This is a genomic window from Aliarcobacter butzleri (assembly GCF_900187115.1).
In the GTDB taxonomy this organism is placed as follows: Bacteria; Campylobacterota; Campylobacteria; order Campylobacterales; family Arcobacteraceae; genus Aliarcobacter; species Aliarcobacter butzleri.
Window position 1 is genome coordinate 1,571,287 of the sequence record NZ_LT906455.1, and the last position, 14,522, is coordinate 1,585,808.

The 14,522-nt window shown below is 26.9% G+C and carries 15 protein-coding genes; 5 read left to right on the top strand and 10 right to left on the bottom strand.

The genetic code is table 11. From position 1 onward, the window contains the following. Positions 1–104: 104 nt before the first annotated feature. The gene (ybaK, locus tag CKV87_RS07790) at positions 105–572 is read right to left on the bottom strand and encodes a Cys-tRNA(Pro) deacylase (RefSeq protein WP_004509789.1); all 468 of its coding nucleotides are present in this window, start codon (positions 570–572) and stop codon (positions 105–107) included. Between the two features lie 128 nt (positions 573–700). On the opposite strand from ybaK, the gene CKV87_RS07795 reads away from it, so the two are divergent. Continuing rightward, positions 701–1,288: a YceI family protein gene (locus CKV87_RS07795; RefSeq protein WP_012013188.1), complete on the top strand. Its 588-nt coding sequence runs from the start codon at positions 701–703 to the stop codon at positions 1,286–1,288. A 1-nt stretch (position 1,289) separates the two neighbouring features. Here CKV87_RS07795 and CKV87_RS07800 read toward each other — a convergent pair whose 3' ends face one another. The 4 genes from CKV87_RS07800 to CKV87_RS07815 form a co-directional block, all read right to left on the bottom strand. Further along, on the bottom strand, positions 1,290–2,363 hold the full coding sequence (locus CKV87_RS07800) for a DNA alkylation repair protein (RefSeq protein ID WP_012013189.1): 1,074 nt from the start codon (positions 2,361–2,363) through the stop codon (positions 1,290–1,292). 8 nt (positions 2,364–2,371) lie between these two features. Further along, a complete protein-coding gene (rhuM, locus tag CKV87_RS07805; protein ID WP_041644963.1) occupies positions 2,372–3,208 on the bottom strand; it encodes a RhuM family protein in 837 nt (278 codons plus the stop codon). A gap of 91 nt (positions 3,209–3,299) precedes the next feature. Continuing rightward, entirely contained in the window at positions 3,300–4,664 is a 1,365-nt protein-coding gene (locus tag CKV87_RS07810) for a pentapeptide repeat-containing protein (RefSeq protein ID WP_012013191.1), read from the bottom strand. 10 nt (positions 4,665–4,674) lie between these two features. Continuing rightward, positions 4,675–5,298, bottom strand: a complete 624-nt coding sequence (locus tag CKV87_RS07815; protein ID WP_041644966.1) for a DJ-1/PfpI family protein — start codon at positions 5,296–5,298, stop codon at positions 4,675–4,677. A 198-nt stretch (positions 5,299–5,496) separates the two neighbouring features. On the opposite strand from CKV87_RS07815, the gene CKV87_RS07820 reads away from it, so the two are divergent. After that, the gene (locus CKV87_RS07820; protein WP_004509797.1) at positions 5,497–6,156 is read left to right on the top strand and encodes a class I SAM-dependent methyltransferase; all 660 of its coding nucleotides are present in this window, start codon (positions 5,497–5,499) and stop codon (positions 6,154–6,156) included. Between the two features lie 279 nt (positions 6,157–6,435). Here the strand turns inward: CKV87_RS07820 and CKV87_RS07825 are convergent, their stop codons facing one another. Next, positions 6,436–8,817 (bottom strand): TonB-dependent siderophore receptor, encoded by a 2,382-nt coding sequence (locus CKV87_RS07825; protein ID WP_012013193.1) that lies wholly within the window; start codon positions 8,815–8,817, stop codon positions 6,436–6,438. A 167-nt stretch (positions 8,818–8,984) separates the two neighbouring features. On the opposite strand from CKV87_RS07825, the gene CKV87_RS07830 reads away from it, so the two are divergent. Both CKV87_RS07830 and CKV87_RS07835 read left to right on the top strand, forming a co-directional pair. After that, positions 8,985–9,209, top strand: a complete 225-nt coding sequence (locus tag CKV87_RS07830) for a type II toxin-antitoxin system HicA family toxin (RefSeq protein ID WP_012013194.1) — start codon at positions 8,985–8,987, stop codon at positions 9,207–9,209. Positions 9,210–9,232: 23 nt separating this feature from the next. Then, entirely contained in the window at positions 9,233–9,577 is a 345-nt protein-coding gene (locus CKV87_RS07835) for a type II toxin-antitoxin system HicB family antitoxin (RefSeq protein ID WP_012013195.1), read from the top strand. 4 nt (positions 9,578–9,581) lie between these two features. On the opposite strand, the gene CKV87_RS07840 is transcribed toward CKV87_RS07835, so the two are convergent. Both CKV87_RS07840 and CKV87_RS07845 read right to left on the bottom strand, forming a co-directional pair. Next, positions 9,582–10,556 carry a FecR family protein gene (locus tag CKV87_RS07840; protein ID WP_012013196.1) on the bottom strand — a complete coding sequence of 325 codons (975 nt, stop codon included), beginning with the start codon at positions 10,554–10,556 and terminating at the stop codon, positions 9,582–9,584. Next, complete coding sequence (locus tag CKV87_RS07845; protein ID WP_012013197.1) at positions 10,557–11,030, bottom strand: RNA polymerase sigma factor; 474 nt, start codon at positions 11,028–11,030, stop codon at positions 10,557–10,559. 136 nt (positions 11,031–11,166) lie between these two features. On the opposite strand from CKV87_RS07845, the gene CKV87_RS07850 reads away from it, so the two are divergent. Further along, on the top strand, positions 11,167–12,228 hold the full coding sequence (locus tag CKV87_RS07850) for an agmatinase family protein (protein ID WP_012013198.1): 1,062 nt from the start codon (positions 11,167–11,169) through the stop codon (positions 12,226–12,228). 22 nt (positions 12,229–12,250) lie between these two features. Here CKV87_RS07850 and CKV87_RS07855 read toward each other — a convergent pair whose 3' ends face one another. Further along, entirely contained in the window at positions 12,251–13,552 is a 1,302-nt protein-coding gene (locus CKV87_RS07855; RefSeq protein WP_012013199.1) for a 2-isopropylmalate synthase, read from the bottom strand. 180 nt (positions 13,553–13,732) lie between these two features. Further along, a complete protein-coding gene (locus tag CKV87_RS07860; protein WP_012013200.1) occupies positions 13,733–14,518 on the bottom strand; it encodes a helix-turn-helix domain-containing protein in 786 nt (261 codons plus the stop codon). Positions 14,519–14,522: the final 4 nt, after the last annotated feature.

Consider the following 14,522-nt stretch of genomic DNA (forward strand, 5'->3'; position numbering starts at 1 on the left):
AGGAACCCATACATTTAATAACTACTTTTTAACAGGATTTAAAAAATCCATAAAAGTAGCAAAACCTAAAGGGCTTTAAGAATAAAGCCTATAAGAAATTTTCCCTATGCCGTAATCTTACCTATTTTTGCTTTTAAAAGAACTTCTAAATCTTTTGGTTTAACTTCTATATCAAGTCCTCTTTTTCCGCCACTTATAAAAATAGTTTCAAAACTTTTTGTGCTTTCATCTAAAACTGTTCTAAGAAGTTTTTTTTGTCCTAAAGGAGAAATTCCTCCAAGTAAATATCCAGTTACTTTTTGTGCTTCATCTTTTGAAGCCATTTCAGCTTTTTTTACACCAAAGATAGTTGCTACTTCTTTAAGACTTAGTTGGTTTGCAACAGGTAAAACACAAACAACTAACTCTTTTGGAGTTAATTCTACAAGTAAAGTTTTATATACTTGATTTGCATCTAATCCTAGTTTTTCAACTGCCTCATCTCCAAAATTTGTACAATCAGAATCGTGCTCATATTTATGTATTTTAAAATCACATTTATTTTTTTTTAATAGATTAATTGCTGGTGTCACAATATTCCTTTTTTTATTTCTGAATATTATTATACAAAATTATAAATAAATTAAATTTTAGTGATAGTGATTAAGATTATCATTATTTTACTTCTGATAAAATTCTGTATTTTTAAAAAAGGATAAATATGAAAAAAGTAGTTATTTCAACTTTAGGTCTTGCTTTAATGACAAGTTCTTTATATGCTGGTGTTTGCTCAGACAAATTAAAATATGACTTCACATTTTATGGAGCTGAAGATAAATCTTATGTAGTTACAAAAAATACTTTCAAAACTGCAACGAGCAATTTCCCAAGTGAAAAATTATTAAATGCAACACTAAATATAGATGCTTTTTCTATTGATACAAGTGCTGATTTAAATAATGGTGCAGCAAAATGGCCTGCAGCTATGGTTACAGTTAGAAATAACAATATTTCAAATAACTTTTTCAAACTATTTGAAAAAGATGCAGGTAAAGTTGATGTAAAAATCGTAAAAATTGCAGCAAATTCAATGGATGTTGAGTTTAAAATGAATGGTATTACAAAAGTTATTCCATTTGCTTATAAAACAGAAGGTGATACTATCAAAGCAACTGGAAAACTTGATGTTTTAGCTTTTGGTGTTGATAAAGCTTGGGCACAATTTACTGCCGTTTGCAAAAGTTTCCACCACGGTAAATCTTGGAATGAAATTGATATAAATTTCGAAGTTCCTGCAAGTTGTAAATAATCTAATTTACAACAAAAGGTTTTTCGATAACTTTTTCTCCATTTATGACTATACTTAAACTATGTTCTCCTCTTATATGTTTTCGTGTAGTCATATCTTTGAAACTCTGTTTTTTATTAAATCTTTTTAACTTCTCTTTAAAATCACTTTGAGTTATCATAAATATCTTTTGACTATATTTGTTTTTTTGTTTTAAATATTTTATTATATATTCAACTCTTATACTTCCTAGTTTTTCATCAGAATTAAGTTCAAAAGAAAAGTTCAAATCCTGCCCTATTTCTACACTCTCATCGCAATAAAAATCTGATAAATTTATATGATTTACTTTTTCAAAACTAAAAAGCTTTAGAACTTCTATATTTCCACTTTTAAGTAGTGTTCTACTTCCATGCCTACAAATAAAATCAAGCTCTTTTGAAAAACCTAAATTATCTTTTACAAATTCTATTACAAAAGTAGGATTATCTTTTGAAATGTCATTTAGATTATTTGCTACACTTTTTTGAACATATTTTGATTTGTCATTTTTTAGAAGTTCTATTATTTCAAGCACTTTTTTTGGATTTTCTTTAAACTTTGGCAATGCAATAGCCCAAGGAAGTCTAGGTCTGCAACCTTCACTAGCTAATCTTCTTAAATGCTCATTTGAAGATTTTGCCCAAAGTTTCATTTGATTCATAGTCTCTTCTTCATACTTAAGTATAAATTGTCTTATTGCAAATTCACTACTTGAATCTATAGTAAAAACTTTCAAAGCTCTTAAAGACTCTTTTAAATCATCAAGTCCAAAAACCTCAACAAAATCTTGAAAAATCATAGCTTCAAGTCCACCAAAATCTTCTTTTACTTTTTTTAATATATCAAGTTGTTCTTTATAAGAAAAAGGCAAAAATTTGTGCAAAGTCGTAGAAATATGTCTCATTCTAGGTTTTAATTCCAACTCTTGCCAAGTAGAACAAAATACATTTTCTATAAACTCTTTTTTTTGAAAATTGGGATAAACCATAAAAAGTTTTTCACCTAATTTTTCAATAAACTCTTTTGAATATAAATCTTTTAAAAGTTCTGCCATATTTTTTCCTAATTTAATTTTTCTAAAATTTCTTTAACACTTAAGTTTATTTTTGAAAAAGCAAACCATTTTTTTGCTAAATCTTTTAAACTTGCACCAATATGATAAATCTCTTTTTTATCAACTATCAAAAATCTATCATGAGAACTTTTAAAAGTTTTTAGAGTGATATTTTTATATTGTTTAGAATACTTTTCAAAATCAAGTTTTAATTGCTTTGAAATATTATTTGTATAAATTATAAAATTAATATTTTGATATTTTGAAAATAAAGTTAATACAGTATCATCTACATAGTTATCTATTAAAATTACTTCATTATTGGCTAACTTTAATAAATCATTTATAAAAGAGTATGAATCATATATTTGTCCATCATAAAATATTCCTTGATTAGTTTCTAGTTTATTATCTTTTATTTTAGATTTTATAACATTTACATCGTTTTCTAATAATAGTAATCTTTGTTCTGTTATTTTATGCTGATTTATAGCGTAGCCATCATTTATATAATCTTTGAGTATTGTTGTAGCCCATTTTCTAAATTTTGTTGCTTTTTTAGAATTTATTCTATATCCAACAGAAATTATTACATCGAGATTATAAAAATTTATCTTTCTTAATTTTCCATCTTTTGCAACCTGTTCCAAAATGGAACAAGTTGAATTTTGTTCTAATTCTTCATCATTGTAAATATTTCCAATATGTTTCACGATAGCTGGTCTATTTACATCAAAAATATATGCAATTTCATCTGCACTTAACCAAACTGTTTGATTATTTACCGAAACTTTGAGTTCTAACTCACCATCAGAATAAACTACTAGATTTGATATATCACTCATAATATTACCTTTATGTAGAATCAAATAAATTCTAACGTAAAAATAAATTTAACTTCTAAAATATTGCATTTTGAAAGATTTTTATTATCATCTATTTTCTTCTTGTATTTTGGCGAATAGAGATAATCAATTGATATATTAGATATGCGATGATGATTTTGAAAATCAAAGTTCCTAATGTTATTGGTTCATCACCTCTCATAATTGAAAAGGGATTTAAATTTTTTGAAAACTCAGCTAAACTCCAATCAGTTTCAACTAAATATCCATAAAGAACATAACATATTATTGTTGTTGGAATAGTTGTAAGCCAGCGTCTTTCTAAATTCTTTGGTATTTTAATTATCATACAAGTTATAAGAATAATAGCTATAAATGAAAATATAATTTTAAATACTAATATTTTATCATTTGGTTGAATATTCAAATATGAATAAAAAAATGTTAGATTAATAATCCAAAATAAAGCTAAAGTCCAATCTTGAGAATGATTTGAAGATAAACCATGAATTTTAAAAACCAACCATTCAAAAAAATCTTTTTTAAAATCTAGCTCTTTTTCTCTTTCTTTCATCTCTAAGGCATAATATTTGTTTGCTTCTATGATGTTGTTCTGTTGTTCAAAAGAGTCTTTTATTATTCTTGCTGTTTCACGATTTGAGACATCTGTTTTTATTTCTAAAAAATTTGCTTTTTCTTTAAAAATTGCATCTTTTAAATTTATTGAATCTTTAAACTCAGAATTTCGAAAGATAGATAGTTTCTCAAAAGTAGTATGTTTAAAATCTACTTTTTTATTAAATATCGTTTCAGTAAAAACTGATATATCTTTAAATGTAGTTTTATAAAAATTAATCTCATTAAAACGTGTTTTATTAAAATCAGCTAAATCTTCAAATGTAGTATTCTCAAAATTTACATTTTTAATTATCGAACAATCCTTAATTCTAAGTTTTGAACCTATTTTAAATGTAAGATTTTTTAAAATTAAGTTTTTGTTAAAAGTACAATTTATAAAAGTAAGTCCTTTTTGAATATCATTTCTTGATAATTCTAAATTAGCTAAAAATTTACATTCTTTAAATTCTAATTTATTTATATATTTATATAAAGATATTTTACCTTCAAAAGTACAATTTTCAAATGTTAAAGAATTATCTATTTCTTCAAATACTATTTTTCTAGAACTTCCTTCAGCTAAGCCACCTTGCGATTCAAATTTAGGAAATACAACATTTTTTATTCCAAATAAAATTTGTCTTGAATCATATTCTTCATAGAATTTTTCCCAAAATAAGTTTATATTTCCTTTTGATTTATACCAGTTTTTATTTCCACTATCATCAATTTCATACCAACCATCTTTTTCACAATGTAAAATACATTTATTTTGCTTTTTATCAAAATATTTATCTTCAAATTCTTTATTGCAAACATTACATATATTTTTTGACATTTATTACTCTTTATATTTCTATTCTTCTTTTATTCTCTTCTAAATATGGATATTCCATATGTTTTGCAGTTGCTCTTGAAACATTTTCTCCAAAATATCTTTTTACAATATAAAGTGCCATATCAATTCCTGCTGAGATTCCTGCACTTGAGATGATATTTCCATCTTCTACATAGTGTTTATCTTTACACACTTTTACATTTTTAAATTCATCTTCCATTCTTTGAAGACTTTTCCAGTGTGTTGTGGCATTTACACCATCAAGCAGTTTTGCACTTGCTAAAATAAGAGAACCCGTACAAACAGAAGTCAATAATTCTACCTCATTTGCTTTTTTACTTATAAAATCTAAAACTCTTTCATCATACATAAGTTTTCTTGTACCCATTCCACCTGGAACTATCAAAATATCAAGTTTTGGACAAGTTTTAAAATCAAAGTCTGGTATTATTTTCATATTTCCTTTTGTAAAAATAACATCTTTTGTCATAGCTACAAGTTTTACATCAAAAGGAGAAAGAGATTCTAATCTCTTTGATTCATCAAGTCTTGTTACACTTAAAACCTCAAATGGTCCACAAAAATCTAAAACTTCTATATCATCAAAAACAAAAATCCCAACTACTTTTTGCATAAATCTCCTTTTTTTTAACACTATTATATCCTATTGGTCGAGTATAATTGAGTATTTTAGCCTACAAATTTGCTTTAATACTATATTTTGGATAGAATGAATCAAAACGCGAGATATAAGGAATTGCGATGAAAAAACAAAATATAACACCTACTAAATGGTTAAATTTAGAAAAAATATTAGAGCTTTACCAGAGTCATGAAAGATATTAGATTTAAATATCAAACCATAGAGTTTGGGGAAGATGATATACATCTAAGGACACTAAGAGATAAACAACAATTTAGTGATGAAGAAAAAAAAGCTGAAAAACTAGGAATTTCAAGTGCGACTTGGCCTTTGTTTGGAATTGTTTGGCCTTCTAGTGAAGTTTTGGCAAATTTTATATATGACTATGACTTTGAAAATAAAAGAATTTTAGAAGTTGGTTGTGGAATAGGACTTTCAAGTTTGGTTCTAAATCGACTAAATGCTGATATAACTGCAACAGATTATCATCCTGAAGCAGAAAACTTTTTAGATATAAATACTCAATTAAATCAAGATGATGAAATACCCTTTGTAAGAACTAGTTGGAGTGATGAATTTACAGAAGAACTAGGAAAGTTTGACCTTATAATAGGTAGTGATTTACTATATGAAAGAAATCATGCTGAACTATTATCAGCTTTTATAAATGCTCATGCAAATCCAAAATGTAAAGTTATTTTAGTTAATCCAAATAGAGGACATCAAGGAAAATTTACAAGCAAAATGGAAGAATATGGTTTTTCTTGTATATCTTTTGAGCCTACAAATACAGATTATTTGGATGAACCGTATAAAGGAAAAATTTTTAAATATACTAGAAATCTTTAAGGCGAAAGCCTTAGAGAAAATCATAGGTGATGGATTTTAAGTGGGGGGGAAAGAAGTAATTCTCAAAATTCTCATAATTAAATATAAAACTTTGTAGTCAAGGAAACGAACGTACAAAGAGTTTAATCCATACACCTATGAGTTAAGTTTACAAAACAAGTTATAAACTTAAGTAAAGAAATTATAAATCATAAGCATTAATATAGAATTAACTAAAAATTAATAAATTTCTACACTTAAATTTATAAAGAGAGAAAGCTCTCTTTATAAATTCTTAAATTAAAATTTCATATTCATAGATAACAAAAATGTTCTAGGAGTTCCTATTGCATTTCCACCAGTATCCCAACCTAAAGTTTGATAATATTCTTTATCAAATAAATTATATACATTCAATAATACATCAAGATTTTTACTATATTGATATTTTGTATTAACCCCAAGAGTGTAATATCCACTTTGTTTTATCTTATCAAAATCATTTGATTTTATATCATTTTGAGCATAAATATTTGCTCCAACTATCCATTTATTAAACTCAGCAGGTAATCTATACGTAGTTGAAAGTTTCAATTGATGCTTTGGTAAAGTAGCATCAAAAATCTTACCTATATTATTGCTATCAGCATCTTTTGTATATTCTGTTTTTACATAAGTATATCCAGCAATTAACTGCCAATTATCAGTAACAGCTCCACTAATTTCTGTTTCAAAACCTTTACTTTCAACTTCTCCAGAAGCTCTTTTACAAAATCCTGAAACACTTCCAGGACAAGGATTTGGTCCTTCTAAATCATTAACTGCTCTATTTTCTTGTTTAATTAAAAATGTTGCTATATTTGCATTTAATGCCCCATCAAAATACTCACCTTTTATACCAGCTTCATAATTTGTTCCAGTAATTGGTTCTAATAAATTTCCACTTTTATCTTTACTACTTTGTGGTTGGAAAATCTGTGTCCAACTTGTATAAATAGAGTGATTATCATCTATATCATAAACAATTCCAGCATAAGGAACAACTTCAGCTGTTGCTTTATATGTAGTATTTGTTCCCAAATTTTCATTTTCATACCAACTCAATCTTGAACCTAAAATAAAATTTAAAGAATCAGTTAAATTCAATCTAGTTGCTAGATATGTACTTTTTTGAGTTAGGTCGAAGTCATATTTCCATTTGTTCATATCAATATATGGTTTTGACACAGAAGAAGAGTTCCAATTATATGGATCAACTAAAGGACCATTACTTGTCCATTCATAAGGAGCCCAACCTCCCCAGTTTCTATTTTCAAATTTTCTATAATCTGTACCAAGCATTAATTCATGATTTCTTCCAAATAAAGAGTATGGTCCACTTAATGATACATCATAAGAATCTTGTTTATTATCAAGTTTATATCCTTGTGTACCTTGATACAAATCTCCAGAAATTCTACTTAAAGTTGAAAACAAAATATCTTGTTCTGGTCTTTTCCAATTTCCTGCTAGTTTTGCTTTCCAATCATTATTAAAGTTATATTCTAATTCTGAAAAAACTGTTTTATCTGTTTGTTTCCAATAATCAAAGTCATTTGATAAGTTTGTTTTTCTACTAATATCTAAAAAACTACCATCTTCATTTGTTGGTAAGTATGCATAACCACCTGTATTATCAACTTTTCTATAATGGAATCCTAAAGTTGCCATAAGATTATCATTTATATCTGCTTCTACAACACTATAAAATTGATAATTTTTTTGTTCTGCATTATCATAAAACATATCCCTATCTTGAGCTGTTATTACAGTTCTTGCTCTTATAGTTTTATCTTCATTTAAAGCTCCACCAACATCAAAAGTTCCTCGATAATTATCATAACTACCATAACTTATACTAGCATTCCCTTTTGTCTCTTTTGTTGGTTTTTTTCTAACTAGGTTTACTGTTGCAGATGGTGTTCCTGTACCTGTAGTTAGTCCTGTTGCTCCACGTACTACTTCAACTCTATCATAAATATCTAAAGAATCATTATTTGCATTATAAGTTCCATTTGATTCTGTGCTTGTAGGTATTCCATCTAACATAATATTTGATATTTCAAACCCTCTAGCATTAAATCTTGCAGAATCTCCAGCATCATAACCTTTTTCTAATACTATACCTGTCATATTTTGCATAGCATCATCGAGTGTTGTATATCCAAAATCTTCTATTTGTTGTCTAGTCATAACACTAACTGATTGTGGAGTGTCTCTTTGTGAGAGATTTAACTTTGTTGCTGTATTCATTCGTTCTGTTGTATATGAACCTGTACCTTCTGTGGTATTTAATGATTTTTCATTAACAGAAATTGGCTCTAAAACTGTACCTTGTCCTATAACAGGCAATTTTTTTATGATAATAGCACCATCTTCAAGTACAGCTTCTAATCCACTATTTTTTAGTACCTCATCTAAGGCATTTTGTGTACCTGTTATATCTTTGATAGCATTTGAAGTTTTTCCATCAAAGATTTCACCACTTGCAATATATGGTTTATTTGCTTTTTTAGATATTTTTTCAATAGCGTCTTTTAAAGATTGTTTTTCTATTGAATAGCTTATATTATCTGCATAAATATTTGAGCAAATAAGTAAAGCAACAGCTGGGCTTAATAAACTTTTCTTAAATAAATTCATTTAGTTTTCTCCTATATATACATTCTAACAATTATAATAATTGTTTTCATATTTAGTAAGAGTAAAAAATTTTCAAAAAACGGACACTAATTTTTATAAATTTTGAAATTTGTAAAAATTTTAGATAAATTTAATAATATGCAACTAAAATATGGTATCATTTTATTATGAGTAAAAAAGATAAACTATTAATAAAATTTTTGGAAATTCCTCCAAGGAAAGATTTAACTTTTAAAGAACTAAGTACTTTACTTATATCTTTAGGTTTTGAGAAAATCGAAGGAGCTGGTTCTGCTGTAAAGTTTTACAATAAAGAAAAAGATTTATTAATAAATCTTCATAAACCACATCCAAGTGATATTTTAAAAGTTTATCTAATAAAACAAATTTAAAATAAATTAAAGGAGATTATCTAATGTCAAATATCATCGAATATAACGGATATATAGGTACTATAGAGTATTCTCAAGAGGATAAATGTTTTTTTGGAAAAATTGATATGATAAATGATTTAATAACATTTGAAGCCCAAAATGCTACAGAACTGGAAGAAAATTTTAAAAATGCAGTTGATGAATATGTACAAACATGTAAACAACTAAATAGAGAACCACAAAAAGCATTTAAAGGTGTTTTTAATGTACGAACAGGAAGTGAACTTCATAGACTCGCTGTATTAAATGCTACTAAAATTGGGGTTTCTTTGAATACTTATATCAAAAGTTTAATAGAAAAAGATAATAAACTATCTTTAAATTAGTTTATTATCTTTTTGAAACTCTTAACTCTTTTTCATTTTTTTCTATTTTTATTGGATATATTTTTGAGATAGTTTTTATAAATATATCAAGTTGAGTTGATGAAAATTCACCAGTTATAGAGTAGTTTTCTAACTCTTTTGATAAAAATAAAACTGAAATATCACTATATTTTGAAAACTCTTCCAAAGCCTCTTTTAGAGTTGTTTTATCAAATAAGATTTTATTTTCTCTCCAAAGAGCTATCTTTTCTGGTTCAATAATTTTTATTTGACTTATAGCACCTATTTCATTTGAGTAAGTCAAACTTTGAGCTTTTGTCAAAATAGCTTGATTTTTTTTATCAAAAAAATATTTAGAGTAGTAAGTTTTTACTACACCATTTTCTACATTTATTGTAGTCGTATCTTCTTTATGTATAACTTCAAACTTTGTTCCAACCACTTCTATATTTATATCTTTACTTTTTATGATAAATGGTTTATTTTCATCTTTTGCTACTTCAAACATAGCTCGTCCATTTATTAGATTTACTTCTCTTTTTCCATTAAAATACTCTATATTTAGATTTGTTTTTGCATCTACAAAGATAATCGAACCATCAGGAAGTTCTCTACTTAAGCTACTTTTATCTGTCATCAAATTTTGTGAAAACTGAACTTTAAAGTTATATTCATAAACTTTAAAAGCAAAAAAACAGAATATTAGTAAAATCGCAGCTGCACTTGAAAAATGTTTTATTCTACTTGAAAGCTTTTTTTTGCTTATTTTATTGTGTATTTCTTGTGTTAGAATTTGGCTATTTTCTTTTGATAAAGATTTTGACATTTGATGTACAAATTTTATTCTATTATATGCTTTTTTATTATTATCATCTTTTAACCAAAGATTTAAGTTCTCTTTTTGTTCATTATTTAAGCCCTCTTTTTCAAGTATTAGCCAATATGTTGCTTCTTCTTTGATTTTAGTTTCAATATTCACTTAAAATCCTCTCTTTGCTAATTCTTCTTCTACTTTTAAAGATGCTCTTTTTATAAGTTTTTCCACTGCATTTGAAGTTATATCAAGCATATTTCCTATCTCTTTTCTACTATATCCTTCAATAGTATGTAAAATATAAGCTTCTTTTGCTCTTTGTGGTAGTTCTTCTATAATCTGCATAAAAATCTTTTCTTGGTCTTCTTGAAATATTATCTCTTCTGGTTGTTCACACGCTGGTCCAAAATGTAAGTTTTCTTCAAATAGTGTAGTTTGTATTTTTTGATTTTCTAAAGCCTCTTTAACAACTATATTTTTTGCTATTTTATATAAATATGCTCTTTGGTTTTCAATTTCATATTTGTCTTTTGATTCAAGAACTCTAATGTATGCTTCTTGAATAATATCTTTGGCTTTTTCTTTATCTCCAACTAACTTTTGAGCATAATACAAAAGTTCATCATAATATCTCAACATCTATTTACCTATTTTTTTTGATAGAGGTTATCATAAATTATCTTAAAAAAGTTATTATAAAAGTTATGTCATGACAAATTAACTTTGTTATTTCCAAAATTATTTTATAATTAAAAAAATAATATTAGGAAATAAGATGTCTTATAGAACTTTAGAAGAAGAGATAAAAGTATTAGAACTAGGTCTTCCTCCACAAGAAGGTGATGGATTTATCGGTGGAAGATTAGACCCAAAGGAAGCTAGTTTAGTTTTAGTTCCTGTTCCTTGGGAAGCTACTGTTTCATTTGGACAAGGAACTGCAAATGCTCCTGATGCAATCAGAACTTCAAGCCATCAATTAGATGTAGAAAACTATCACTATATCAAACCATATACTGCTGGTATTGCTATGCTTGAGACTGATAAAAGTTTACATAAACTTAGCAACAAAGCAAGAAAAAAAGCTTTAAAAGTTATTGAAGCTCTTGAAGATGGAAATACAAATGAAAAAGCATTAAAATATGTAAATGAAGCTTCAGCTACTCTAAACTCATCAGTTTATGAAAAATCTCTTGAACAAATAAAAAAAGGGAAATTTGTAGCAGTTGTTGGAGGTGATCACTCTTGTCCTCTTGGACTTATCAAAGCTTTAAGTGATACTCAAAAAGAGTCTTTTGGGATTTTACATGTTGATGCTCACCACGATTTAAGAGAAGCTTATGAAGGTTTTACTTACTCTCACGCTTCAATTTTTTATAACGTTATGAAAGAATGTGAAAAAGTTTCAAATCTAGTTCAAGTTGGTATTCGTGATTATAGTAAAGAAGAAGCAACTAGAATGATTAATTATGGTTCAAAAGGTGCCTGTTTATATGATACTTTAATGCAATCAGAACTTGCTAGTGGAAAATCGCTTGAAGAGGTTTTTGCACCATATATAAATCAACTTCCACAAAATGTTTATTTATCAATAGATATTGATGGATTAGAGCCATTAAACTGTCCAAATACAGGAACTCCAGTTCCAGGAGGATTAAGATATGGAGAGCTTGAGCATCTAATATTTATGGTTGTAAAAGCTGGTAAAAATATCATAGGATTTGACCTTTGTGAAGTTGGCGATAGTGCTGATGGTTGGGATGCAAATGTTGGCTCAAGAGTTTTATACCAATTATGTGGTGCATTACTTGCAAGTCAAGGGAAAATAGAATACAAATAAAAGTAAGTTTTAAAACTTACTTTTAACTATTTAACTTTTTATATAGTTCGATTATTTCTTCTTTTTCTAACTCTCTTTTTAATCTATCAGATTCTTCTTTTATAACTAAACCAAATTTTATAGCTTCATTTTTACTCATATTTACGCCTAAGAATTCACTTATTATAAAACTTGCTCCACCTTTTCCTGATTGAGAGTTTACACGTATTACTTTTTCATATCCTCTTTTTATATCTTTTGGGTCAATTGGTAAATATGGCACATTCCAACTTTGGCTATTTGTTTGTCTATAAAAATCTATTCCTTTTTTGATAGCATCTTGATGTCCACCACTAAAAGCAGTAAATATCATATCACCAACAAATGGATGTCTTGGATGCACAAAAAGTTGTGTTTTTTCTTCATACATAGCTTTTACCTCATCAATTATTGATAAATCAAGTTTTGGGTCAATTCCTTGCGAATAGATATTAAAAGCAAAATTTATTATGTCTAAGTTCCCTGCTCTTTCACCATTTCCAAACAATGTTCCCTCAACCTTATCTGCCCCTGCAAGTACAGCTAACTCTGCACTTGATACAGAAGTTCCCCTGTCATTGTGTGGATGAACACTAATAATCAAAGCTTCACGATTGTGTAAATTTTTACACATCCACTCTATTCTATCTGCATAAATATTTGCTGTACAAGCCTCAAGAGTATTTGGTAAGTTTATTATCATCTTATTTTGTTTTGTTGGTTTTACCACATTTATAACTTCATTACAAATCTTTACAGCAAACTCTAAATCTGTTTGAGAAAAACTCTCTGGTGAATATTGATAAGTTACTTTTCCTTTAAAATCTTTTGTAAGTTCAACTAAATATTGCATAGCTTCAATAGCCATTTGTATTATCTCATCATCGCTTTTTTGAAAAACAACTCTTCTTTGAAACTCATTCGTTGGATTGTATAAATGAAAGATTCCATTTTTTACATCTTTCATAGCTTCTACACTTTTTTTAATCCACTCTTTTTTTGCAGGAATTAAAATCTGAATAGCCACATCATCTGGCACTAAATCCTCTTCGATTAATTTTCTAGTAAAGTTAAAATCTGTATCACTAGCACTTGGATAACTAACCTCTATTTGTTTAAAGCCCATTTTTACTAAAGCTTTAAAATACTCCAATTTTTGCTCAACAGTTAAAGGATTTATCAAAGCTTGATTTCCATCTCTTAAATCTACACTACAATAAATTGGTGCGTGTGTTATAGTTTTATCTGCCCACTCTCTTTTAAAATTTTTGACAATTGGATATTGTTGATATTTTTTGAAACTCATGGTTTACTCCGTTATGATTTTTATTTTTTGATTTGTTTTTTTATGTTTTAAGTATTAGAAAGTTTTGAGGCAGAGGAGAGAAAAAGAGATAATTTGTTTTATAATATTTACATCCATGATAAACTCCTTTTTAAATTTTGCAAATTATAACTTTTACAAAAAATAAAATCTTGTACAAAATTAACATTTTGAAAAAATATTTTTTTGATACTCTTTTGGTGTAATTTGAAAGATTCTTTTAAAACTTCTATTTAAGTGGCTTTGGTCAAAAAAACCACTATTTTGTGCTATTTGAGAAATAGAAATATTTGAAGTCAATAACTCTTTTGCTAGATGAACTTTTTTATTTAAAATATATGAGTGAATTGGAAGTCCAAACTCTTTTTTAAATACTCGTATTAGATGAACAACTGTTAAATCAAACTTCAAAGCTAACTCATCTAAAATAAACTCTTCAAGATAACTTTCATCTAAATATTTTTTTATATTCATTGCTAAAATTGATTCTTCTTTATAGTTTTGTTCTGTTTGTTCAAAAGAGAAAAATGCCAGACAAAATAGATAAATATTTTCTTCTTTTTCTATCAAAGAAACTTTAATATCAAGTAAACAATCACATAACTTTATAAAACTTTTATAGATGTTTTTATTTTTGATTAACTCAAAAGCTGATGAGAAATTAAAATCTAAATTCTTTAAATAATCTTTTTTCAAGTATAAAACATATCCATCTTTTGACTTTTCATTTGTTGTTGCACTATGAGGAATTTGACTATTTATGATAGCAATTTCATTTGGGTTTAGTCCAATAAAAGTATCATTAAAAATAAGAGTTAATGAACCTTTTTTTATTGCAGTGATTGTAAGTTCTTCATGTAAATGCATCTTTACACAATCTTCGATATCTTCTACATATCGTAACTCGATAAAGTCTAGTTTTGGGTTTTTAAAGATATCTGATTTCATCTAT

Bases quoted from the DNA above. Each gene is read 5' to 3' on its own strand.
- CKV87_RS07795 (WP_012013188.1), top strand. From the start codon at position 701: ATGAAAAAAGTAGTTATTTCAACTTTAGGTCTTGCTTTAATGACAAGT.
- CKV87_RS07800 (WP_012013189.1), bottom strand. From the start codon at position 2,363: ATGGCAGAACTTTTAAAAGATTTATATTCAAAAGAGTTTATTGAAAAA.
- rhuM (WP_041644963.1), bottom strand. From the start codon at position 3,208: ATGAGTGATATATCAAATCTAGTAGTTTATTCTGATGGTGAGTTAGAA.
- CKV87_RS07810 (WP_012013191.1), bottom strand. From the start codon at position 4,664: ATGTCAAAAAATATATGTAATGTTTGCAATAAAGAATTTGAAGATAAA.
- CKV87_RS07815 (WP_041644966.1), bottom strand. From the start codon at position 5,298: ATGCAAAAAGTAGTTGGGATTTTTGTTTTTGATGATATAGAAGTTTTA.
- CKV87_RS07820 (WP_004509797.1), top strand. From the start codon at position 5,497: ATGAAAGATATTAGATTTAAATATCAAACCATAGAGTTTGGGGAAGAT.
- CKV87_RS07825 (WP_012013193.1), bottom strand. From the start codon at position 8,817: ATGAATTTATTTAAGAAAAGTTTATTAAGCCCAGCTGTTGCTTTACTT.
- CKV87_RS07830 (WP_012013194.1), top strand. From the start codon at position 8,985: ATGAGTAAAAAAGATAAACTATTAATAAAATTTTTGGAAATTCCTCCA.
- CKV87_RS07835 (WP_012013195.1), top strand. From the start codon at position 9,233: ATGTCAAATATCATCGAATATAACGGATATATAGGTACTATAGAGTAT.
- CKV87_RS07845 (WP_012013197.1), bottom strand. From the start codon at position 11,030: ATGTTGAGATATTATGATGAACTTTTGTATTATGCTCAAAAGTTAGTT.
- CKV87_RS07850 (WP_012013198.1), top strand. From the start codon at position 11,167: ATGTCTTATAGAACTTTAGAAGAAGAGATAAAAGTATTAGAACTAGGT.
- CKV87_RS07855 (WP_012013199.1), bottom strand. From the start codon at position 13,552: ATGAGTTTCAAAAAATATCAACAATATCCAATTGTCAAAAATTTTAAA.
- CKV87_RS07860 (WP_012013200.1), bottom strand. From the start codon at position 14,518: ATGAAATCAGATATCTTTAAAAACCCAAAACTAGACTTTATCGAGTTA.